The organism is Acinetobacter populi (genome assembly GCF_002174125.1).
In the GTDB taxonomy this organism is placed as follows: domain Bacteria; phylum Pseudomonadota; class Gammaproteobacteria; order Pseudomonadales; family Moraxellaceae; genus Acinetobacter; species Acinetobacter populi.
The window spans coordinates 448,724-471,197 of record NZ_NEXX01000001.1 but is presented as its reverse complement, the minus strand read 5'-3'; the positions used below and the strand labels follow the sequence as shown (position 1 = coordinate 471,197).

At 41.7% G+C, this 22,474-nt stretch carries 25 protein-coding genes and 1 pseudogene; 23 read left to right on the top strand and 3 right to left on the bottom strand.

The window, feature by feature from the left end:
- Positions 1-38: 38 nt before the first annotated feature.
- From lepA to prpF, 12 genes and pseudogenes are all read left to right on the top strand, one after another.
- Complete coding sequence (gene lepA / locus CAP51_RS02095) at positions 39-1,859, top strand: translation elongation factor 4 (RefSeq protein ID WP_087619099.1); 1,821 nt, start codon at positions 39-41, stop codon at positions 1,857-1,859.
- A 338-nt stretch (positions 1,860-2,197) separates the two neighbouring features.
- Positions 2,198-2,926: pseudogene (lepB, locus tag CAP51_RS02090) on the top strand (signal peptidase I); the annotation flags it as partial.
- Between the two features lie 25 nt (positions 2,927-2,951).
- Positions 2,952-3,335, top strand: a complete 384-nt coding sequence (locus CAP51_RS02085; protein ID WP_087619097.1) for a DUF4845 domain-containing protein — start codon at positions 2,952-2,954, stop codon at positions 3,333-3,335.
- 24 nt (positions 3,336-3,359) lie between these two features.
- Positions 3,360-4,019, top strand: a complete 660-nt coding sequence (gene rnc / locus CAP51_RS02080) for a ribonuclease III (protein ID WP_087619095.1) — start codon at positions 3,360-3,362, stop codon at positions 4,017-4,019.
- Positions 4,016-5,026 (top strand): GTPase Era, encoded by a 1,011-nt coding sequence (gene era, locus CAP51_RS02075; protein ID WP_087619093.1) that lies wholly within the window; start codon positions 4,016-4,018, stop codon positions 5,024-5,026. Before rnc ends, era begins: the two co-directional genes overlap by 4 nt.
- Before the next feature lie 9 nt (positions 5,027-5,035).
- The gene (locus CAP51_RS02070; RefSeq protein WP_140404392.1) at positions 5,036-5,224 is read left to right on the top strand and encodes an NF038104 family lipoprotein; all 189 of its coding nucleotides are present in this window, start codon (positions 5,036-5,038) and stop codon (positions 5,222-5,224) included.
- Between the two features lie 9 nt (positions 5,225-5,233).
- Positions 5,234-5,926: a DNA repair protein RecO gene (gene recO / locus CAP51_RS02065; protein WP_087619861.1), complete on the top strand. Its 693-nt coding sequence runs from the start codon at positions 5,234-5,236 to the stop codon at positions 5,924-5,926.
- Between the two features lie 9 nt (positions 5,927-5,935).
- Complete coding sequence (gene pdxJ, locus CAP51_RS02060; protein WP_087619087.1) at positions 5,936-6,655, top strand: pyridoxine 5'-phosphate synthase; 720 nt, start codon at positions 5,936-5,938, stop codon at positions 6,653-6,655.
- Positions 6,656-6,699: 44 nt separating this feature from the next.
- A complete protein-coding gene (locus CAP51_RS02055; protein WP_087619086.1) occupies positions 6,700-7,365 on the top strand; it encodes a MiaE family protein in 666 nt (221 codons plus the stop codon).
- A 155-nt stretch (positions 7,366-7,520) separates the two neighbouring features.
- Complete coding sequence (locus CAP51_RS02050) at positions 7,521-8,588, top strand: DUF1176 domain-containing protein (protein WP_087619084.1); 1,068 nt, start codon at positions 7,521-7,523, stop codon at positions 8,586-8,588.
- 160 nt (positions 8,589-8,748) lie between these two features.
- Positions 8,749-9,084, top strand: a complete 336-nt coding sequence (locus CAP51_RS02045; RefSeq protein ID WP_087619082.1) for a YegP family protein — start codon at positions 8,749-8,751, stop codon at positions 9,082-9,084.
- A 209-nt stretch (positions 9,085-9,293) separates the two neighbouring features.
- Positions 9,294-10,484, top strand: coding sequence for a 2-methylaconitate cis-trans isomerase PrpF (gene prpF / locus CAP51_RS02040; RefSeq protein ID WP_087619080.1), 1,191 nt, complete (start codon positions 9,294-9,296; stop codon positions 10,482-10,484).
- Positions 10,485-10,683: 199 nt separating this feature from the next.
- Here the strand turns inward: prpF and CAP51_RS02035 are convergent, their stop codons facing one another.
- Positions 10,684-11,598, bottom strand: a complete 915-nt coding sequence (locus tag CAP51_RS02035; protein ID WP_171294710.1) for an MBL fold metallo-hydrolase — start codon at positions 11,596-11,598, stop codon at positions 10,684-10,686.
- A 310-nt stretch (positions 11,599-11,908) separates the two neighbouring features.
- Between CAP51_RS02035 and CAP51_RS02030 the strand changes: the two genes are divergently transcribed.
- Entirely contained in the window at positions 11,909-12,259 is a 351-nt protein-coding gene (locus CAP51_RS02030) for a zinc ribbon domain-containing protein YjdM (RefSeq protein WP_087619074.1), read from the top strand.
- 14 nt (positions 12,260-12,273) lie between these two features.
- Positions 12,274-13,170, top strand: a complete 897-nt coding sequence (locus tag CAP51_RS02025) for a polyprenyl synthetase family protein (protein WP_087619072.1) — start codon at positions 12,274-12,276, stop codon at positions 13,168-13,170.
- A 9-nt stretch (positions 13,171-13,179) separates the two neighbouring features.
- Here CAP51_RS02025 and CAP51_RS02020 read toward each other — a convergent pair whose 3' ends face one another.
- The gene (locus CAP51_RS02020) at positions 13,180-13,728 is read right to left on the bottom strand and encodes an NUDIX hydrolase (protein ID WP_087619069.1); all 549 of its coding nucleotides are present in this window, start codon (positions 13,726-13,728) and stop codon (positions 13,180-13,182) included.
- Positions 13,729-13,909: 181 nt separating this feature from the next.
- Between CAP51_RS02020 and CAP51_RS02015 the strand changes: the two genes are divergently transcribed.
- Positions 13,910-14,509 (top strand): CoA pyrophosphatase, encoded by a 600-nt coding sequence (locus CAP51_RS02015; protein WP_087619066.1) that lies wholly within the window; start codon positions 13,910-13,912, stop codon positions 14,507-14,509.
- A 96-nt stretch (positions 14,510-14,605) separates the two neighbouring features.
- On the top strand, positions 14,606-15,139 hold the full coding sequence (locus CAP51_RS02010) for a gamma carbonic anhydrase family protein (RefSeq protein ID WP_087619065.1): 534 nt from the start codon (positions 14,606-14,608) through the stop codon (positions 15,137-15,139).
- Here the strand turns inward: CAP51_RS02010 and CAP51_RS17275 are convergent.
- Positions 15,136-15,303, bottom strand: a complete 168-nt coding sequence (locus tag CAP51_RS17275) for a hypothetical protein (protein WP_171294709.1) — start codon at positions 15,301-15,303, stop codon at positions 15,136-15,138. The genes CAP51_RS02010 and CAP51_RS17275 overlap by 4 nt on opposite strands.
- An 86-nt stretch (positions 15,304-15,389) precedes the next feature.
- Here CAP51_RS17275 and tsaB point away from each other — a divergent pair, with 86 nt between their 5' ends.
- From tsaB to CAP51_RS01975, 7 genes are all read left to right on the top strand, one after another.
- The gene (gene tsaB, locus CAP51_RS02005; RefSeq protein ID WP_087619062.1) at positions 15,390-16,058 is read left to right on the top strand and encodes a tRNA (adenosine(37)-N6)-threonylcarbamoyltransferase complex dimerization subunit type 1 TsaB; all 669 of its coding nucleotides are present in this window, start codon (positions 15,390-15,392) and stop codon (positions 16,056-16,058) included.
- 17 nt (positions 16,059-16,075) lie between these two features.
- The gene (locus CAP51_RS02000) at positions 16,076-16,900 is read left to right on the top strand and encodes an undecaprenyl-diphosphate phosphatase (protein WP_087619060.1); all 825 of its coding nucleotides are present in this window, start codon (positions 16,076-16,078) and stop codon (positions 16,898-16,900) included.
- Positions 16,901-17,710 (top strand): class I SAM-dependent methyltransferase, encoded by an 810-nt coding sequence (locus CAP51_RS01995; protein WP_087619058.1) that lies wholly within the window; start codon positions 16,901-16,903, stop codon positions 17,708-17,710. It begins immediately after the preceding gene.
- A 166-nt stretch (positions 17,711-17,876) separates the two neighbouring features.
- Positions 17,877-19,295 carry a C13 family peptidase gene (locus CAP51_RS01990; protein ID WP_087619057.1) on the top strand — a complete coding sequence of 473 codons (1,419 nt, stop codon included), beginning with the start codon at positions 17,877-17,879 and terminating at the stop codon, positions 19,293-19,295.
- A gap of 3 nt (positions 19,296-19,298) precedes the next feature.
- Positions 19,299-20,144, top strand: a complete 846-nt coding sequence (gene fghA / locus CAP51_RS01985; protein WP_087619054.1) for an S-formylglutathione hydrolase — start codon at positions 19,299-19,301, stop codon at positions 20,142-20,144.
- A 106-nt stretch (positions 20,145-20,250) separates the two neighbouring features.
- The gene (locus tag CAP51_RS01980; RefSeq protein ID WP_087619053.1) at positions 20,251-21,387 is read left to right on the top strand and encodes a YjgN family protein; all 1,137 of its coding nucleotides are present in this window, start codon (positions 20,251-20,253) and stop codon (positions 21,385-21,387) included.
- 15 nt (positions 21,388-21,402) lie between these two features.
- Positions 21,403-22,401 (top strand): M48 family metallopeptidase, encoded by a 999-nt coding sequence (locus tag CAP51_RS01975; RefSeq protein WP_087619052.1) that lies wholly within the window; start codon positions 21,403-21,405, stop codon positions 22,399-22,401.
- Positions 22,402-22,474: the final 73 nt, after the last annotated feature.

Sequence of the window (22,474 nt, the reverse complement as noted above, 5' to 3'; positions counted from 1 at the left end):
GACACGTTGTCAGCATATTTAGTCTATTAAGGTCGTTCATGGCAGCAGCTAAAAAATCTACGCCGATTAGTAATATTCGTAACTTTTCCATTATTGCGCACATTGATCATGGCAAATCAACACTTGCCGATCGTTTTATTCAGATGTGTGGTGGCTTGCAGGATCGTGAAATGCAAGAGCAAGTACTGGATTCAATGGAATTAGAACGTGAGCGTGGTATCACGATTAAAGCTGCGTCCGTCACCTTGTACTATACTCATCCCAATGGTCAGGAATATCAGCTGAATTTTATTGATACACCAGGACACGTGGATTTTTCCTATGAAGTTTCCCGCTCTTTGGCTGCATGTGAAGGCGCATTGCTGGTTGTTGATGCTGCTCAAGGCGTTGAGGCGCAATCGGTTGCCAATTGTTATACTGCAATTGAGCAGAATCTTGAAGTGCTACCGATTTTAAACAAAATTGATTTACCTCAAGCTGAACCTGAGCGCGTGATTCACGAGATTGAAGAAATCATTGGGATTGAAGCTGCCAATGCACCGACTTGTTCTGCCAAAACTGGCTTAGGTGTGGAAGGTGTTCTAGAACGATTGGTCGATGTAATTCCAGCCCCTACAGGTGATCGTGATGCACCTTTACAGGCCTTAATCGTTGACTCATGGTTTGATAATTATCTGGGCGTCGTGTCTTTGGTGAGGATCAAGCAGGGTCGTATTCGTAAAGGCGACAAGATGCTGGTTAAATCGACCGGGCAGACTCATCCAGTGACCTCTGTTGGGGTATTTAATCCAAAACATACCGAAACAGATATACTGGAAGCAGGCGAGGTTGGATTTGTAATTGCCGGAATCAAGGATATTTTTGGTGCGCCGGTAGGCGATACCATCACACTGGCAGCAACACCACAGGTTGAATCTTTACCCGGCTTTAAAAAAGTCAAGCCGCAGGTTTATGCAGGCTTATTCCCGATTGATTCCAGTGATTTTGAACCTTTCCGTGAAGCTTTGCAAAAATTGCAAATTAACGATTCTGCATTGTTCTTTGAGCCGGAAAGTTCTGATGCACTAGGTTTCGGTTTTCGCTGCGGTTTCCTTGGTATGCTGCATATGGAGATTGTACAGGAACGTCTGGAACGTGAGTATGATCTTGATCTGATTACCTCTGCACCAACAGTAATTTATGAGGCAGTCACCAAAAAAGGTGAAACCATCTATATTGATAGCCCATCCAAAATGCCGGATGGCAGTACCATGGAAGATTTGCGTGAACCAATTGCCGAATGTCATATTCTGGTGCCCCAGGAATATTTGGGTAATGTGATGACACTGTGTATTGAGCGTCGTGGTGTGCAGCAGGATATGAAGTTTTTGGGTAATCAGGTATCGGTTAGTTTTGAAATTCCAATGGCCGAAGTGGTGATGGATTTCTTTGACCGTCTGAAATCATGTTCAAGAGGTTTTGCATCGCTTGATTACAATTTTGTACGTTTTGAAAGTTCCAGTTTGGTTAAAGTAGATGTGCTGATTAATGGTGAAAAAGTGGATGCGCTGGCAATGATTTGTCATCGCAATGATGCACGTCACCGCGGGATTGCACTGGTTGAGAAAATGAAGGATTTGATTCCTCGTCAAATGTTTGATGTGGCGATCCAGGCTGCGATTGGTGCCCAGATTATTGCCCGTTCAACGGTTAAAGCGATGCGTAAAAATGTACTTGCCAAATGTTATGGTGGTGATGTAAGTCGTAAGAAAAAATTACTGTCCAAGCAAAAAGAAGGTAAGAAACGTATGAAGCAGGTGGGCAGTGTGGAAATCCCTCAGGAAGCATTTTTAGCTGTGCTACAAGTAGATAAAAGATAAGGTACTGCATTATGGATTTTGATTTTAACTGGATTCTGGTGCCTGCAACACTGATCTTCTTTGTGATCTGGTTACTGGATAAATTGCTTTTTAAACAGCGTAGTGGTTTAAAGCAAAAAAAAGAAGCCGCATTACAGGCAGATAAGAATGTACAGCAGGCGCAACAGGGTTTTGAGCAATTAAAATCCAGATATCCACAATTACTGATTTCCGAAACAGTCAATCAGGCAGACGAACCTGCCGAGATCACTCAGGCCAGAGATCGCCTGAGTCAGGTTAAGGTGGATGCTGTTCGTGCCCATAATGCACTCAATGAACATAAAACCAGTCCGGTGATTAATTGGGCCTATGACTTCTGGCCGGTGCTTGCGGTGGTATTGGTGGTTCGTTCATTCTTTTATGAACCTTTTAATATTCCCTCAGAATCCATGAATCCAACTTTGGAGACAGGTGATTTTATTCTGGTGAATAAATATGCGTTTGGTGTGCGTTTACCATTAATAAATACGAAGATTATTGATAGTGGCGAGCCACAGCATGGTGATGTTGCCGTATTTCGTTTCCCTAAAAATCCAAGTATTAGTTTTATTAAACGAATTATTGGATTACCCGGCGATCATATCGTTTTTCAAAATGGGGAGCTCTATGTTAATGGCAAAATCCAGCCGCATCAGGTTGGTAATGAAGTGCCATTACCTGTAAAATATAGAGACCAGACTGGACAGGAACAAACCATTAATGTTCAGGCCGCACAATGGGTGGTGAATCTGGGTGAACATCGTTTCATTTCGCAGTATATTAAAACTGAGCAACAAGATCCTGCTGCCCAGCAATTTTTAAAGAATTATGAGGCAGGTATTCCACTTTCCCTACAACAGAACTGGGAAGTGACAGTGCCGCAGGGACAATATTTTGCCATGGGTGATAACCGTGATCAAAGTGATGATAGTCGATTCTGGGGATTTGTGCCTGAAGAGAATTTAACAGGTAGAGCTATGTTTATCTGGATGCATAAAAAACCCGGTTTGAACCTGCCAAGTTTTGAGCGTAATGGACGTATTCCATAATAAGTAAAATTGGTGAGGGGCTGGCATGAGACATAAACAACGTGGTGCATCATATCTAGGGATTTTTTTTGCAATTGTCCTGGCGGCATTTGCAGTGAAACTTGCTGTGGCTTTGTTTCCTCCATTCTGGGATGACCGTATTATTAATATGGCAATCAGTGAAGCATTAACCACTTTGCCTAAAGAGGCAACCCAGCGTCAGTTTAAGGAAGATTTGTCAAAACGACTGGAGATGAATAATATTCGTAATCTCAAAGTTGATGATATTGTGCAAGTGACCAACAATAATGCCGGGCTTGCAGTCAATAAATCCTATGAAGTGCGTGAGCTTTTTTTTGCAAATGTCGAATTGGTCATGACCTTTAAACAAGACTTTAATCAAAGTAGTTTGAAAACGGGCGGTAAATAACAGCAGGTGAAAGTTCAACGATTAATGACGAAATTGGGTTATCAATTTCAACGAATAGATTTATTGCAACAGGCGCTGACTCACCGTTCGGTAAGTCAGCGTGATAATTATGAGCGTCTGGAGTTTTTGGGAGATTCGTTACTTGGGATGATTATTGCCAAGTATCTGTATTGCCATTTTCCGAAAGAAAAAGAAGGGCGTCTGACGCGTATGCGGGCGACATTGGTACGACAGGAATCCTTGGCAAAAATCGCAAAAGATTTACAATTGGGACAATCATTAATTCTAAGTGTAGGTGAGTTGAAATCAGGCGGTCATCATCGTGAGTCTATACTTGCAGATGTAGTAGAGGCAATTATTGCGGCAATCTATCTTGACTGTAATCGACTGGATATACTTGAACCAATTGTACTAAAATGGTACGAACCTTATTTGATTGAAATCCATCCGGGCGATCAGTTAAAAGATCCAAAATCGCTGTTGCAAGAATTATTGCAAGCAAAAAAAATGCCTTTACCTGTTTATGAAGTGGTCAATATTGAAGGGGATGCACCCAATCAACATTTTACTATACATTGTCAGGTTGAGGGCTTCTCAGTATTTAAAGGTGAAGGCGCCAGCCGACGTTTTGCCGAACAAGCGGCAGCAGCCGATATTTTAAAATTTTTGGAGCATTCCCTGTGAGTTCACAAGATCAAGATCAACCGCAATCCGAACAAGACGTTATTGCGCAGTTCTTTAGCAACGAGCAGCGAGAAATTCCTAGTGATTTCCGTAGTGGCTTTGTTGCCATTGTTGGTCGGCCAAATGTGGGTAAATCGACCTTGATGAACCATTTGCTGGGACAAAAACTTTCTATTACTTCACGCAAACCACAGACCACACGACATAAAATTATTGGCATTGACAGTCGTGAAAATATGCAGGCAGTGTATGTTGATACACCGGGAATGCATAAAAAAGAAGTGCGTGCCATTAATAAAATGATGAATAAGGCAGCACATTCTGCATTACGTGATGTCAATCTGGTGTTATTTGTGATCGATGCGCAAAAATGGACGCAGAATGATGATCTGGTGCTGGAAAAGCTTAAAAATGCCGAGATGCCTGTGTTACTGGTGATCAATAAGGTCGATACTGTAGAAAATAAAAGAGCGTTGTTACCGCTGATCGAAGAACGTACCAAGCTGATGAATTTTGCTGAGATCGTTCCTGTTTCTGCGCTACGTGGTGCAAATCTGGAACATTTACGCGATACCATTGCCAAATACCTGCCGTTTGCACCGCCGCTTTATTCATTTGATCAGGTTACAGATCGATCTGAACGCTTTTTGGCCAGTGAAATCATTCGTGAAAAAATCATGCGCCAGCTCGGTGAAGAATTACCTTATGATTTAACTGTGCAGATTGAAAGTTTTAAGGTTGAAGAGCCGGTACTGAATGAAAAAACAGGAAAACTTAAACCAGCCTGTACCTATATTGATGCAACCATTTTTGTTGATCGTCCGGGGCAAAAAGCCATTGTGATCGGTGATAAAGGGCGTAAGCTCAAACAGATTGGCATGGATGCACGAATGGACATGGAAAAAATGTTTGAGCAAAAAATCATGTTAACACTTTGGGTGAAAGTCAAAGGTGGTTGGTCTGATGATGAGCGTGCCCTAAAGAGTCTGGGTTATAGTGATATCTAAGGAATGCGTATGAAAGGTTCGGTTGTATTGCTTTGCGTTGTGGCGTTGCTGTTACAGGGCTGTATCACCAAAGTTGTGACTGTGCCAGTAAAAGTGGCTTATAAAACGACTAAAGGTGTGGTTAAAGGTACCGCTGCGGTGGTCGATGCCGTGATTCCCGATGGTGATGATGACAAGCATAAAGATAAAGACGACTAAATGGATTTAATGCGTAATCAATCCTTAACTGGTTTTGCTTTACATCAGCGTAAGTATCGTGAACGCAGCTATATTTTACATTTTTTTAGTCAGGAATTTGGGCGGGTTGATGGCGTAATCCGTCAGACGCCGCCTTCGCTTTATCACTTATCGATTCTTCAGGCGACTGGAAAAGCCGAGCTTAAAAACTTTAGCCAGCTGGATGTACAGGGACAACCATTTTATCTGCAACAAAAGGCACTCTTTGCAGGATTTTATTTAAATGAAATTTTATTGCGATTATTGCCTTTAGAAGAGGCCATGCCGGCAACGTATCAGGCCTATATTTTTACGCTGGAACAATTAAAACAACTCCCAAAAAATGATCCCAAAGATCTTCAGCTTAAAATTATCCTGCGCCAATTTGAGCAGATATTTTTAGAAGAATTGGGCTATGCTATTGATTATTTTGCAGATAGCTTGGGCAATCAAATTGATCCGGCACAATTTTATCTGTTTATTCCGCAGGAAGGCTTTATTCCCAATATTCAGCCACGAGGTTTTTCGGGTAAAGAATTATTATTGCTCGGACAGGATCAACAAATCCGTTCGGAAAATGTCGCATTACTTGCTAAACTATATCGAACGATTTTAACCGAACTACTGGGCAATAAACCTTTAAAAAGCAGACAGCTTTGGGTGAGCCAGCAGCAATATTCATAAGGGATCATTATGTCAGCATTACTTGGTGTGAATATCGATCATGTCGCAACATTAAGACAGGCGCGTGGTACATGTTATCCCGATCCGGTGAATGCGGCATTAATCTGTGAGCAGGCAGGTGCTGATGGGATTACCCTGCATTTGCGCGAAGATCGTCGTCATATTCAGGATGCCGATGTCTACCGTATGCGTCCGTTATTGCAAACTCGCATGAATCTTGAGATGGCGGTGACTGAAGAAATGATTGCAATCGCACTCGATGTCAAACCAGATTATGTCTGTTTTGTACCTGAACGTCGTCAGGAAGTGACCACAGAAGGTGGTCTGGATGTGGTCAGCCAATTTGAAAAAGTTAAAGCTGCCACGCAGACTTTGACCAAAGTAGGCATCGATGTGTCATTATTTATCGACCCTGATGCAGCTCAAATCGATGCTGCGATTGCTTGTGGTGCGCCGACTATTGAGATTCATACCGGGGCATTTGCCGATGCAGAAGGTGCAGCGCAGCAACAGGAACTACAGCGGATTATTGACGCGGCAGAATATGCTGAGGGACGTTTGATTGTTAATGCTGGACATGGTCTAAATCTGGATAATGTCACGCCGATTGCTGCATTAAAGCAAATTCACGAATTAAACATTGGTCATTCCATTATTGCTGATAGTATCTTTATTGGCTTGGCACAAGCTGTACAGCAAATGAAAGCAGTCATTCAGGCAGCCCGATAATTTGTATGAATTTAAGAAAATGAAAGAAATTTTTGAGTAGAACAATGCGTGACGATTTAACTGAATTGATGCAACCTGTTTATGCATTTTTAGGTTGCCGAACCCCAGAGGCATGGTTGGCAGCAGCAGCAGATAATCTGGAATTATTGATGCAGGATCATGCCAACTGTGAAAAAAAAGCCGCAGGCACGGCCATGAATCTGATGTTCCGTTATAGTTTTTTTACCGATTTGCAGGTCAAATTGGCACAACTGGTACGTGAAGAAATGCTGCATTATGAACAAGTGCTTGAGTTTATGGCAAAGCGCGGGCAGGAATGGAAAGCGGTCAGTGCAGGGCGTTATGCCGGTGCCTTACGTAAGGAAGTCCGAACCTACGAGCCGGAAGCACTGGTTGATGTGCTGATCATCGGGGCATTTGTTGAAGCCCGTTCCTGTGAACGATTTGCAGCCCTTGCCAATATTGTTGATGAAGAACTGGGCAAATATTATCGTTATTTACTCAAGTCCGAATCCCGACATTTTGAAGATTATTTGACTTTGGCAAAAGAAGTTGCCGCAACAGCCCAGATGAAAAATCCTGATGAAGATATTGCCGAGCGTATTGTGCATATACGTGAAGTTGAAAAAGAATTAATTTTAAGCCCGGATTCGGTGTTCCGTTTTCATAGTGGCGTACCGACAACATTGCCAGTGCAAGTTGCTTCCTGAGTAGACATTAAAAATAAAAATTTGCAGCGTTAGATCAGCAAGGATTGTAAAAGCTGTTTTACAAAGCATATGTCTGCGCTGCGCATATTGCCATTGAAATTGCATCAAGAGTTATAGAAGATGAGATGATATTCGAATGATTAGGAAATCATCATATGCAAAAAACATCGTTTTATTTGGGTTTGCTGCCATTTTCAGTTTTGTTCAGCGTTTTTGCCTATGCAGAAAATGGAATTTATTTTTCACATCAGGATTGGGAAATTGCCTGTGACAATGTTGGGACGTGTCAAGCCGCTGGTTATCAGGCCAATGATGGGGATATGCCAGCGTCGATTTTGTTAACCCGAAAAGCTGGTGCAAAGCAAGCTGTCACTGCTGAGTTTGTTTTATCAACTTATGAGCAACATGCACCTGTAGAGGCAAAATCACTCAAATTGTATAGTAATAATATTGATTTAGGGCAAGTTAATTTGGATAGCGATGATGGTGAACTGATTACGGGAAAATTATCTAGCAAACAAGTACAGGCTTTACTTGCGAATAGTCAGCAAAAACAGAATATTCAATTTAAGAATGCTGAGCAGCAGCAATGGCAGATTTCCGATTTGGGCATGACAGCGGTTTTGTTGAAAATGGATGATGTGCAAAAACGTGTGGGGACTACAGGAGCCTTGATTAAAAAAGGCACTGCATCAGAACAAAATGTATTAAAAGCCAAGGCATTGCCTATCATTCATTATGTAAAAATCGATCCGAAACCAATTAGACGAATCCAGCCGGAACAGCCAGAATATAAAAAACTGGCACAGATACTGTTCAAAAGTTTGAAAGATCCAGAGAGTTGTGAGGTCATTGTTGATGGTGATCAATGGCATACAGATGCCAGAGAACCAATTGATATTGCGAGATTGACAGCGGATAAAGTGCTGGTTTCGACATTTTGCTGGCGTGGTGCCTATAATGAAGGCTATGGATACTGGGTTATGAATAAAAATTTGACTGGTCCAGCAGAGAATGTAACAACGGCTGCCAGTGATTTTGATCAGGGTATTATTTATTCCTCACAAAAAGGTCGTGGTATTGGGGATTGCTGGTCGATTGCACAATGGGTCTGGAATGGACAAAAATTTGTGCAGAGTGAGGATTTCTGGACCGGTATGTGTAAAGGCATTGCCGCAGGCGGTGTATGGGAGCTGAAACAGATATCGACCATTGTTAAATAATCAAGCTTTGTCAAAGAATTGTCTTATTTATTTTTTATTCTTTTAAAAGATTTTATATTGATAATTTGATGACTATCATTTTTACAAATTTTAATACAGAATCTTTAATGGCGATTATCTAGGCATGATAATTAAAATGATCCAGTAAGAGGTAAAGCGTATGTCAGGTTGGTATGAAATAAGTCAGGCAAAAGATGGACAATATAAGTTTGTACTTAAAGCAGGTAATGCAGAAATTATTTTAAGCAGTGAGTTGTATGTGGCAAAAGCCTCGGCTTTAAACGGGATCGCTTCGGTACAGAAAAATAGCCCGGATGATGCCCGCTATGATCGTTTAACTGCAAAAAACGATAAGCCGTATTTTAATCTAAAAGCAGCAAATCACCAGATTATTGGCAGTAGTCAGCTTTACTCCAGTGAATCTGCACGGGATAAAGGCATTGAATCTGTTAAAAATAATGGTTCAACTGAAACGATTAAAGATCTCACAGTTTAAGTCTTATATATAACCACTTGCCCTTAATTTCGTATTGCAATTAAGGGCTTTTTTCTACGGGTATGATCAATTTTATTTTATGCTAAAGTCTATGGCATCACCATTTAGCACCGTTTTTGTATATGATATTCCAAACAGGATGGCATCAATATCCTGAATAACTTTTATAAAGCATGATGCAAGCGTAGCGCAATGAAGAAGGATCAATAATGAGTTTTGCAGCACAAATTAAAATTCCAGCCACCTATATGCGTGGTGGCACCAGCAAAGGCGTATTTTTTAAATTAAGTGATTTGCCTGTAGAGGCTCAAGTGGCAGGGGAAGCACGGGATAAAATTTTACTACGGGTGATTGGCAGTCCGGATCCTTATGGTAAACAGATTGATGGCATGGGCGGTGCAAGTTCAAGTACCAGCAAAACCGTGATTCTATCGAAAAGTGATGATCCTGAACATGATGTGAATTATCTATTTGGACAAGTTGCGATTGATCGAGCATTTGTCGACTGGAGTGGAAACTGTGGTAATTTAACCGCAGCAGTCGGTTCGTTTGCAATTTCTAATGGTTTAGTCGATGCAGATCGAATTCCTCAAAATGGTCTATGCACAGTGCGAATCTGGCAGCAGAATATTCAGAAAACCATCATTGCTCATGTGCCGATCACCGATGGACAAGTACAGGAAACCGGTGATTTTGAGCTGGATGGTGTGACTTTTCCGGCAGCCGAAGTACAAATTGAATTTCTTGATCCGGCTGATGACGGTGAAGATGGTGGTGCAATGTTTCCGACTGGCAATCTGGTGGATACACTACAAGTACCAGAAATAGGCACATTTGAAGCAACTTTTATTAATGCTGGAATCCCGACAATTTTCCTAAATGCAGACGCACTTGGTTATACAGGTACCGAGCTACAGGACGCGATTAATGGCGATGAACAAGCGCTACAACGCTTTGAAACCATTCGTGCCTATGGGGCAGTACAAATGGGATTAATACAGGACATTGCCCAGGCTGCGACAAGACAGCATACCCCTAAGATCGCTTTTGTTTCTCCACCGAAAAGCTATATTTCCTCCAGTGGTAAAACAGTGAATGCCGATGATGTGGACTTGTTGGTACGTGCCTTGTCGATGGGCAAACTGCACCATGCCATGATGGGCACAGCAGCAGTAGCGATTGGTACCGCAGCAGCCATTCCTGGGACACTGGTTAATCTGGCTGCAGGTGGGGGCAATCGTGAAGCGGTTCGCTTTGGTCATCCATCGGGGACATTACGTGTAGGCGCACAGGCAATACAGGATGAGCAGGGACAATGGCAGGTGAAAAAAGCTATTATGAGCCGTAGTGCCAGAGTTTTAATGGAAGGCTGGGTAAGGATTCCTGCGGATACATTTTAGTTTTATCTAGGAAAATTTAGAGCCAAAATCTAAAGTGGATTTTGGCTATTTACAGTTAATTTTTATCATGATTTGCTTTAAGGTGTTTCTTAAATGCATTTCAAAAATAAATCAGAACAAGCAGCATGACTATAATAACAACGATAAGTCATTCTTGTAAAAAGTCCTCATAGACTCATTGTTTAGCTAAAAGAAAAACCTATTTCTTTTCAGTTAATTCCCGATAGACTACTTCTGAAAATGGTGCAAAACGTGGTGGTGGGCTACCTGCCGGAGTAGGTGGTGGATCACCAACAATTTTTTGAATTTCTGCTAAGGTTTTCTTTTGCGCAACCAGTGTCTTGATTTGATTTCTTTCATCAGAAACCAGTTTTACCCGTTGCGCAATACCCGCTTTATTCTGTACATCACCATGTCCCACCACAAATGTATCGGCATCAAGGGCCAGAATGTTTTGTGCATTGGTGACCCATCCTTCGGAGCTGCCTTGTTTGTTATAGTGAATAAGGGTGCGTGGCTGATTTAGGGTGAAGATATCACCAGTAAATACAGTGTGCTGCTCGGGTAGATAAACGATCAGATCACCAGCGGTATGTGCGGGTCCCCAGTGTAAAAGTTTTAAAGTAATACCTTGACGGACAATGGTTTCTTGTTGATCAATAAGATGGTTAGGTAAGTATTGGGCTGCATTGGCAAAGGTTGGACTATTTGCAATATTTTTGGCTGCATTCTTTTGCGCGATGATTTCTATATTTGCTGGAAAAGCAGTAAGACCATTTACATGATCGGCATCTTCATGGGTAAGAATTACAGTAGTGACAGGTTTATCAGTAATTTTTTTAATGCCAGCAAGCAACTGTTGTGCTGTGTCGGTAGAAACAGTGGTATCAATTACGATAACGCCTTGCGTACCAATAATGATCCCGACATTACCAACACCGCCACTGACCCAATAAATATTGGGTGAGAGTTGATGAAACTGTAAAGATTGAGTGGCTTGGGAAGCGGGTGAAACAGCGGTTGAAGCCTCTGTTTGGGCAAAAGTGGTTTGTATGCCCATCGCACTAACATTAAGACCAAGGATTAAAGCGGAGCAAACAAATATACGTTGCATGGGACACACCTCACTATTGTATATCGTATTTATATTAACCATATCCATTAAAAATACTATGATTTTTTTGATATGGATGTATCTGCTATGTTGATATAAACACGAATTTGATACAGGCGATCAAATGGATAGAGGGCTTGGCTGTGGAAGGAATAGTGAAGCGGATTGCTTGTTTTTATCGAGTGGAATCAGGGGAAAACCAGTAAAAACTGCCCGATTAAAATAGACCAACCAGATTTGTTGCTTGCTTAAAACAATCGATACAAACTAAACTAGAACTTTAATTTTTCTCTTTATTTGAGTTTTTATCATGTCTGATCAACTTCCTGCATGTCCACAATGTCATTCTGAATATACCTATCAAGACGCAGATCTGTTTATTTGCCCGGAATGTGCAAATGAATGGAAAGAAAATGAAAACCTCGGACAGGATGATCAGATCATCATTAAAGATGCCAATGGCAATGTTCTGGCTGATGGTGATAGTGTCACTGTTATTAAAGACTTAAAAATCAAGGGGTCATCATCTGTAGTCAAAGTCGGTACCAAAGTCAAAAGTATCCGTTTGGTTGCTGATGCCAGTGATGGTCATAATATTGATTGTAAAATCGATGGTATCGGTGCGATGAAATTAAAATCAGAATTTGTCAAGAAAGTTTAATTTAGAGCTTTGTCATGATTCTAGCCCCTCAAGCCTTATTGTCTGCTCAGCAACAAATTCAGCGTGATTTGCACAGTTGTCTGGATTATTTTGATCTCCCGCATCCGTTAAAAGATGCTGTTCATCATGCTGTGATGTTGGGTGGAAAACGCGTCCGACCTGCATTGGTGTATGCGTCAGCACAACTGAATGGTGATGTCATTTCTGCGGCTGCGCGGCGTGCTGCGGTTGCTGTGGAACTGATTCATTGTTATTCATTGACCCATGATGATTTGCCTTGTATGGACAATGATGAATTACGTCGTGGTCAGCCCACTTGTCATGTTGCTTATGGTGAAGCAACGGCTTTACTGGCGGGGGATATTCTGCAATCTATGGCATTTGAAGTATTGGGAAGCCGCATGTTTGAAACAGCAGATCTCCCCGATCCAGCGATTGCTTTACGTCAGATGCAGCTACTTGCAACAGCCAGCTCGAAAATGGTGTGTGGTCAGGTATTGGATTTACAGGCAGAAGGTCAGTCGATTGATCAGTCACATCTGGAAAATATCCATCGTAATAAAACTGGTGCATTGATTCAGGCGGCTATCATGCTAGGGGCGACGACAGTATTGCCTGTGGCTCATCCGTCATTTACGCATTTGCGGGTATTTGGTCAATCACTTGGGCTGGCATTTCAGGTACAGGACGATATTCTGGATATTACTGCCGATACAGAAATATTGGGTAAAACCGCAGGCAAGGATATTCAGGTGCAAAAATCCACGTATCCTGCTTTGCTGGGACTTGAAGCTGCACAGGTTTATGCACAGCAATTGCATGATCAGGCGTTAGAGGCTTTACAACAGGTTAAGGGTAATACTCAGCCATTACAGGATGTTACACAGTTTTTATTACATCGGCAGAGTTGATATTTTAGTTTAGCCTGTATGATCTAGACGAGTTCCCAATGTTTCAAGATGCATTGGGAATTCATCGTTCTGACGGTCTATAAAATAATGTTCTAGTGTGCGTTTGACACTTGGAAATGCCAGATCATCCCAAGGAATGTCCTGTTCTTCAAACAGTCGGCATTCTATGGTTTCTTCGCCTGCACCGAATTTACCCTCAATCAGATTTGCCTTAAATAGCACATAGATTTGTCCGATTCGCGGAATATTATACATACAGTAGAGTTGTTCGATGTCCACTTCGGCTTCGGCTTCTTCTCGGGTTTCTCGAGCTGCACCTTCTTGCATGGTTTCAAACAGTTCCATGTAGCCAGCTGGCAGCGTCCATAAACCATAGCGTGGTTCAATTGCCCGACGACATAATAAAACTTTGTTCTCCCAAACGACCAATGCGCCGCAAATCACTTTTGGATTCACATAATGAATTGTGCCACATGATGTACAGACTTCACGGGGCAAGCTATCGCCTAAAGGTATTTTGGTGGTTGTGGGCTGGCCACAACAGGAACAAAAACTCATATAATATTCGGTAAATCAGGTTAAAATAAATTAGCCATGAGCATAACTTAAAAAGTTTAGCACTGCATCAATATCTGTGTTATAGAGTATAAATTAAATAGAAATAATCGTGTTTGTTGATCATTGATAAATGAATGATAGATGAAATATCAACAAGCCCTCACTGATTTTAGAGGTTATCATGTCACGGCTATTGGAGCAGCCAGCACTTATTGAACAGTTACAGCAGAATCTATCTTTTCAGACCAGAACCCGATCTGCGGATGCTGCGGTACTGATTGCCATTACGCAGGAGCAGAATCCACAAATTTTGCTGACGCGTCGTGCTGCACAAATGCGCACACATGGTGGAGAGGTATCCTTTCCTGGTGGAAAGCGTGAAAAAAGCGATACCAGTAATATTGTTGTGGCCTTAAGAGAAGCCCATGAAGAAACGGCACTCAATCCTTATGATGTGAGTTTGCTGGGTGAGTTGCCAATGCAAAAAGCCCGTAGTGGCATGCTGGTCAAACCGATTGTGGGCTTGATTCAGCCTGAAATTCCTCTGATTCCGGAACCTAGTGAAATTGATCGTATTTTTTATATGCCCTTGCAGGAATTTATGCTGAGTACGCCACAAGCCTACCATGTCAAATATGCAGAGCAGAGTTTATATTTCCCTAGCATTCAATTTGATAATGAAGTGGTTTGGGGGCTCACTGCCAGAATTTTAGTCTCATTATTACAACGTGGTTTAGGCTATCATAAAGAATGGCCATTTTTATTAAATCCACCCCGCTAGTATCTATATAAAAAAGTGCTTCGTGCAGGCATGATTCATGCAAAAGATGTCCATACTATAGAGATTCGGCTAGGTATTTTAAACAAGGAAGAATGTATGCTTTATCAATTAGGAGAGTTACACCCAACAACAACGGTAACGCCATGGAATGGTTGGGTGGCCGACAATGCCACTGTCATCGGGCAGGTCGAGCTAGGGCAGGAGGTCAGTATCTGGTTTGGTGCGGTCATTCGGGGTGACAATTCCCTGATTAAAATCGGTGATTTTAGTAATATTCAGGAAAATGCTGTATTGCATACCGATGCCGGGATTCAGCTCAACATTGGTCAATATGTTACGGTTGGACATCAGGCGATGCTGCATGGTTGTACCATTGGTGATAACACTTTGATTGGTATTAATTCGGTGATTCTCAATCATGCCGTGATTGGTAAAAACTGTATCATTGGTGCCAATGCTTTAATTCCGGAAGGTAAGGTGATTCCCGATAATTCTGTGGTAATGGGATCACCGGGTAAAGTCGTTAAAGAAGCCTCTGAACAAGTGGCACAAATGATTCGACTCAGTGCTTTACATTATGCTCAGCACTTTAAAAAATTTAAGCATGAGTTAAAGCCTTTTCAACTTTAGCGCGTATCGGTGTTGGGATTATTCTCTTGCTGTTCTTGTACTAATGCTTCTTTATCTTCGGCTTGTTGCGTTTTTTCAGCAAGCCAAAGCAGCATTTCTTCATTATCTACCTGATTAAATGTTTCGACACTCTGTGTGTTAAACGTCAATGGCTTATTGATCATAACCTAAAAATAACAGATGTCCTGACAAGTTAAAAAAGGTATCATAACGCCCTGTTGAGATGAACCACGAGCAACCCTTTATTTATATGAAAATCCTTGCACTTGAAAGCGCAAATGAACAGTGTTCAGTCGCATTGATTGATGGCAGTCAACTTGTGTATTTTGAGCAGTATGATGAACCTCGTGCACAGACACAGCAAATTTTGCCCATGATTGAGCAGGCTTTAAAACAAAGTCAAACGACATGGCAAGACCTTTCTGCGATTGCTTTTAGCCGTGGACCGGGCTCATTTAGTGGTGTACGTATTAATGCCGCAGTGACTCAGGCACTGGCTTGGGCCAATGATTTACCCGTGATTGCTGTATCTACCTTGCAAGCATTGGCACAGCAGGCTTATCGTGAGGAAGGATTGGCGCAAGTGACCGCTGTGCTTGATGCGCGGATGCAGGAAGTTTATTTTGCACAATTTGCATTGAATGAGCAGGGCATTATGCAGGTGGTAGGTGAAGAGCAACTACTCAGTTATGATCAGGCGATTACCCAGATACAATATCCTGTGGTAGGCAGTGGCGCGACGTTACTTGGTCACCAGAGTTATACAAAAATACGCTATGCGAATGCGCAGGATATTGCTGAAATTGCGCAAGCTGAATTCCATCAGGGGCATACCGTCTCCGCAGATCAGGCTTTGCCAGTCTATTTGCGTGATAATGCATGGAAAAAAATAAGCGAACAAAACAAATCATCTTCTTAACCAAATAAGTGAACATTATGGATTTAATCCTCATTCTTAAAGCCATTGTCATGGGTATCGTTGAAGGTATTACCGAGTTTTTACCGATATCCAGTACTGGACATTTAATCCTTGCCTCAGAAATCATGAACTTCTGGACCACAGAAAAAAGTGCGGTATTTGTTGTTGCAATTCAAATGGGGGCAATTGCAGCGGTTATCTATCAATATTGGTCCCGTCTTTGGGGTGCAGCGACCGGGATCATTACCGGAGAACCCCAAGGGCGTCGTTTGGGGCTGGGCATTATCGTTGCTTCAATTCCAATTATTCTGATTGGTCTAACGCTTGGTCAAACTGTAAAAACTTTGCTTTTTAATGATGTGGCTGTTGCCATTGGTTTGATTGTCGGTGGTTTGATTATTATCTGGGTAGAAAAACATCCATTCAAAATTAATGCACCTGAAGTTGAAAATATTACTTTTAAACAGGCTGTTTATATTGGTTTGATTCAGGTCCTGTCATTGATTCCGGGAACATCACGTTCGGGTGCAACGATTATTGGCGGTATGATGTTGGGTTTGTCGCGTAAGTCTGCAACTGAATTTTCTTTTTTCCTCGGGATTCCTGTCATTATCGGTGCTGGCTTGCTGGATCTATGGCAAAGTCGTGGTGTGCTGCAAGGCAGTGAGGACTGGACCGTTTTGGCTGTGGGTTTGATTACGTCTTTCGTTTCGGCTTTATTGTTGATTCGTGCCTTGGTGGCCTATGTGGCAAAACGTGATTTCATGGTTTTTGCTTGGTATCGTATTGCATCTGGTTTGGTGATTTTATTATTCGCATTTACTGGCTGGAAATTGTGGTAAATGCAGGATTTGAATTTTCTCCTGTATGCAGCGCCCGGACATCAGACTTGTGCACTGGCATGGCAAAAGCAGTTATCTGATTTGAATGTGCACACCCAGATTGAATGGGTTGATGAGATAAATGCACGTTTTTTACGTTTTCATCCGGAACTCGGGTTAATTGTTGATGAACATGGTTTATGGCTTGCTGCAAATGGCATGAAAATGCAACCTGCTTGGCAAGCTGAGATACCACGTTTAAAGCGTGCGAGTCCTAAAAATGAGTTAATTGCCCGTGCCTGTCAGGTGAATAAAGTTGAAACAATACTTGATGCAACGGCAGGTCTTGGGCATGACGGTCTGTTGCTGGCATGGTTGGGTGCAAAGGTGACTTTACTGGAGCGCCATCCTGTTTTGTTTGCACTTTTGCTCTCGGCACTGGAGCAGGCAAAACAGGATCCACTATTGTCTGATGTGGCACAGCGGATAGAATTATTACATGTCGATGCAGAACACTATTTAGATTTAGCTGATATCGCATCTGATCAGTATGATGTCATTTATCTTGATCCAATGTTTCCTGCCCGGGATGCCAACCAAAAACAGGAAAAGAAACAAGCACAAGTTAAAAAACAGATGCAACTTTTACATACCTTGTTGCCTGTTGATGGCGTCATGGATTTAGGTGAAAATCTGTTAAAACAGGCACGATTGAAATGCAGTCGTGTGATTGTGAAACGTCCAAAACATGCGGTTTTTTTAGCGGATCAAGTACCGCAACATCAATGGCAGGGCGATGCCTGTCGTTTTGATGGTTATTTCCAGATTTGATTTTTCGCAAAGTATAATCGGAAAATTCATTATCATTTTGTTATTACAGTTGTATTTCTCATTGTCAAAAAAAAATAAGGACTTACACTATAAGGGCTTGTTGAACGCTTCTTTTGAGTGTCATGAATAATCAACAACCCCTAATCAACTTGCTGCTTGTCAAAATATGATTGAGATTAAAGCTACGCCCTTTTTTTTACGCAATTTACGTAATAATCAAATCGCAGGAATGTGGTTGTTTCTCGGCTCTCGGCGTTGTTTTGACTGGGTTGCACCGACACCTTTACAATTTTTGTTCTGGGGACTTGCAGGCTGTTCTGCCAATACTTTATTTAGCTGGTTGATTGCCAATGGTCAGGGTGAGTTTAATTCTCAAGGGCTGATTAGTTATTTACTGTGGCCTTTTCTGGCTTTGATTGCCGGTATTTTTATTTCACAGCGTACCGAAATGTCACGGGTTATGCTGGTGCCTGCATTGTTGTGGCTGATTCTCGATGTGCATGTCGCCTTATTGCAAAGTTTATTGCAATATTTGGGACAGCTGGACCTATTACCTTATTTTACCTATAGTTTTTTACCACATCTATTTATGTTGCTGTTTGTCTGGCAAAGTCTGGCTGTGGTATGGGTGTTTTCTCGTGCATTGAAATGGCCATGGTGGGAGCGGGGATTGATCCTTGCGGCAACGTTGTTTACGTTGGTGGTGTGGCAATCGTCGGTCAAAAGTCAGCCGATCTGGAAAATTGAAGATGTCGAGCCGACACTTTCAGAAAAAGCATTGTATGAACAATCTATATTGCTTAATGAAAGTTTACAGGCTTTGCAACCTAGTAATTATACCGATACCCAATGGTATTTTATGGGTGTTGCAGGTGCGGGCTATCAGAATGTATTTAGATCCGAAATTGAACGAATCAAGGAGCAATTCGATACTCGTTTTGGTACTTATGGGCGTTCTATTGCTTTAATTAATAATGATGCGACGACCGAAACCCTACCGATGGCGACCCATATCAGTATTCAAAACAGCCTCAATCGTATTGGTGCGTTAATGAATCGTGAGAGTGATGTGCTCTTTCTGTATATGACCTCTCATGGGCTGGTGAATCAGTTTGAATTGTCACAAGAACCGATAGCCATGCAACCAGTTGATCCTAAATGGTTGCGACAGGCACTGGATACAGCCGGGATTCGCTGGCGTGTGATTGTGATTTCATCATGTTATTCTGGTAGCTTCATTCCGGCATTACAATCACCGGATACCTTGATTATTACCGCTTCGGCAGCGGATCGTAGTTCATTTGGCTGTAGTAATGAAATGGATTATACCTATTTCGGTCGGGCATTTTTTGATGAAGCGATGCGGGAAAATCATTCATTAAAAACTGCATTTGCACAGGCACAAAAAACTGTTAAACAGTGGGAAACTGCACAGGGCTTTGAACCTTCTGAACCGCAGTGGGTGATGGGGGAGAATATGAAACTAATCCTGCCACAATTTGAGCGTCGATTATTTCCGGATACCACACTGAATATGCCACCTCAAACCACCAATATTCCTTTTTCACTGAAAGCGGAGCATTAATTCATGACATTAGAATGTATACAAAAGCATCAATGTTTTGCTGGTGAGCAGCAATTCTATCAACATCAGGCAAATACTGTTGCTTGCAAAATGAAATTTGCAGTGTACTTGCCGCCACAGGCTTTAGCTGGGAAATCCTGCGCCACCGTTTTTTATCTGGCTGGTTTAACCTGCACCGAAGAAACTTTTGCCATCAAAGCACATGCTCAATATTGGGCTAGCCAGCTAGGTTTGATTCTGGTTATGCCGGATACCTCACCTCGTGGTGAGGACGTTGCAGATGATGCCAATTGGGATTTGGGACAAGGGGCGGGATTTTATCTCAATGCCACTCAACAACCTTGGGCAGCACACTTTCAGATGGAAGATTATGTGGTCAATGAGCTCTATGATCTGGTAAAAAAACAGTTTGCTTTAGATGGTGACAAGATTGGTATCATGGGACATTCTATGGGGGGTCATGGCGCACTGACACTGGCATTTAAATATCCACAAAAGTTTCAGTCGGTATCTGCTTTTGCACCGATTTGTGCACCAACGCAATGTCCATGGGGAGAGAAAGCATTTAGTCATTATCTCGGGGATGACCAAACCACATGGCAAGCGCATGATGCAGTGGAATTGATCAAGGCACAGGGCAAAAAATTTGATAGCATTTTGGTTGATCAGGGTAAAAATGATCAGTTTTATGCTCAACTGCATCCGGAAAAACTGCAACAGATTTGTGATCAGGCCGGACAGCCTTTAACACTACGTTATCATGATGGCTATGATCATGGTTATTATTTTATCCAGAGCTTTATCGAAGATCATTTAAAGCATCATGCCATCGCCCTTTATGATGAATAATCCCTGTTTTGATAGATTAAACGAGAATCATTTTTAATTATTGTTTTTCTTTTTTGATCGGATCATTTAGAATCTTGTTTTTCTTCAACAATAACTGTTTTATAAAATGAATAACGATAGTTTAAATGATCCCGTTTCTAATGATCCATTGTCAAATAATCGTGGTCCAAGTGAATCTGTTCCGCCACAATTGCCTGACGCCACGCCAATTCCTCCAGCATTTGATCATGTTGAATTGAGCAAAATCTGGCGCTTTGCTTTTCGTGGCACAGGACTGGAATATTTTAAAATCTGGATTACCAATTTATTTTTGACCATTATCACCTTGACTCTTTATGCACCGTGGGCAAAAGTTCGACGTTTACGTTATTTATATGGCAACACATATTTAAATCGTCGTAAATTCGATTTTACGGGTGTACCAGTGCGAATTTTGGTCGGGCGGCTGATTGCATTAGGTCTATATTTTATATTTATTCTGGTATCACAATTATCGGTTGAGGTGTATGCCATTGCTTTTATTATTGTGATGTTATGTGTGCCATGGCTCATCCGTTCCAGTATGCGATTTAAGGCAAGAAACAGTAAATATGAAAATAGTCGTTTTTATTTTTCAGCCTCGATGAAACATACCTATTGGGTATTTTTTTGCTGCGTTATCATTACTGTATTTAGTCTTGGAATTTTATATCCAATTGCACTGTTATGGTTTAAGCGTTATCAGCTTAATCATCTGTATATTGGGCAATTACAGTTTAAGCTTAAAGCAGAAGCTGGTGACTTTTTCGTTGCGGTCTTATTGCCTAGTCTAGCTTTTATGGTCTTAATGATCATTGCTATAGCATTGGTTGCGTTTAGTTACTTTACCGGATTTTCACCTGAACTTGCCTTTGGACTGGCAGGTGTTTTATATATTCTGGCGATTTTTTATCTGGGACCATTGATTCAGGGGTATTTATTTAAAGCGACCTGGTCAAATGTTGAGGTTGGTGTCAGTCAGATGCACACCGATATTAATCCATGGAAGTTTGCATGGATTCAGATGAGTAATAGCATTGCCATTATTTTCAGTATCGGTCTGCTTTATGCTTGGGCGATGGTACGAATTTATCGTTATAAAATTGAGTCATTAAGTATAACCTTTAATGATGATCCGCAGCATCTGATTAATATGGCGCAGAAAGATTACAATGCCATAGGTGAAGAAGTTGCTGATATTTTCGATTTTGATATTTCCCTGTAATGGTGATGGATAATCATGATGACAAGCACACAGATTCACTATTATGATGGCAAAATTAACCATGTTCATCTGGCAGAACTTTTGCCGCATCCGCAGGGTGCAATCGTGCGTTATGGTAATGAGGAAAAATTATATACGTTCGATCAGATGACCTATATCGGCGCACTCGGTAAAATTTTACCTGTGATTGAGTTGCCCCATGATGCCCGTATCGAGTTTTTAACTGCCGATGTGCCAGAGTGGTTGCAGTTAAAGCAACGTAAATTATCTGAACGTGTGCATAAAATTGAAGGCAGTTGGCGCTGGATTGCGGTAAGTTTTGTCGCAATGGTTGTGGTGGTTGTGACTACATTTAAATGGGGAATTCCTTTTGCAGCCCACGAAATTGCCATGCAATTACCGGAAAAAACACTGAATACTTTGGGTGATCAGGCGCAGCAATTTATCATTGATCAAACCGAAAAGTCCGAATTAACGCCACAAAGGCAACAGCAGATTCGTGCACTTTATCAAAATAATATTCAGGCCACTCGACCAGCAACCATTGTTTTTCGTAAAGGCGGAAATTTTATTCATGCCAATGCTTTGGCGGTTCCGAATGGTACCATTATCCTGACCGATGAACTGGTAAAACTGACCAAAAATGACAATGAATTACTCGGTGTACTGGCACATGAACAGGGCCATCTGGATCAGAAACATAGTTTACAACAGGCTTTACAGAGCTTGGGGATTACCATTTTATATGTGGCATTGACAGGGGACAGCTCAGATATTTTAAGCGGCTTGCCACTGGTGATGGTTTCTGCCAAATATTCCCAGAATTTTGAATTACAGGCAGATCAACATGCTATTGCAGAGATGCGCCGTTTAAATATTTCACCCAAATATTTAGCAGATTTTTTGCAGCGTTTAAGCAAGGAAAGTGGTGAGGATCAGGAAGCCAGTGATTTTTTACAAAGTCATCCGACCACGGCAAAACGCATTGCACAAATCGAGGCGCAATCTCCTTGATTTGATATGGCCTGCATTAATTTAACCATGTGATTCTGTTATACTGATGCCAATATTGCATTGCCAGGTGAAT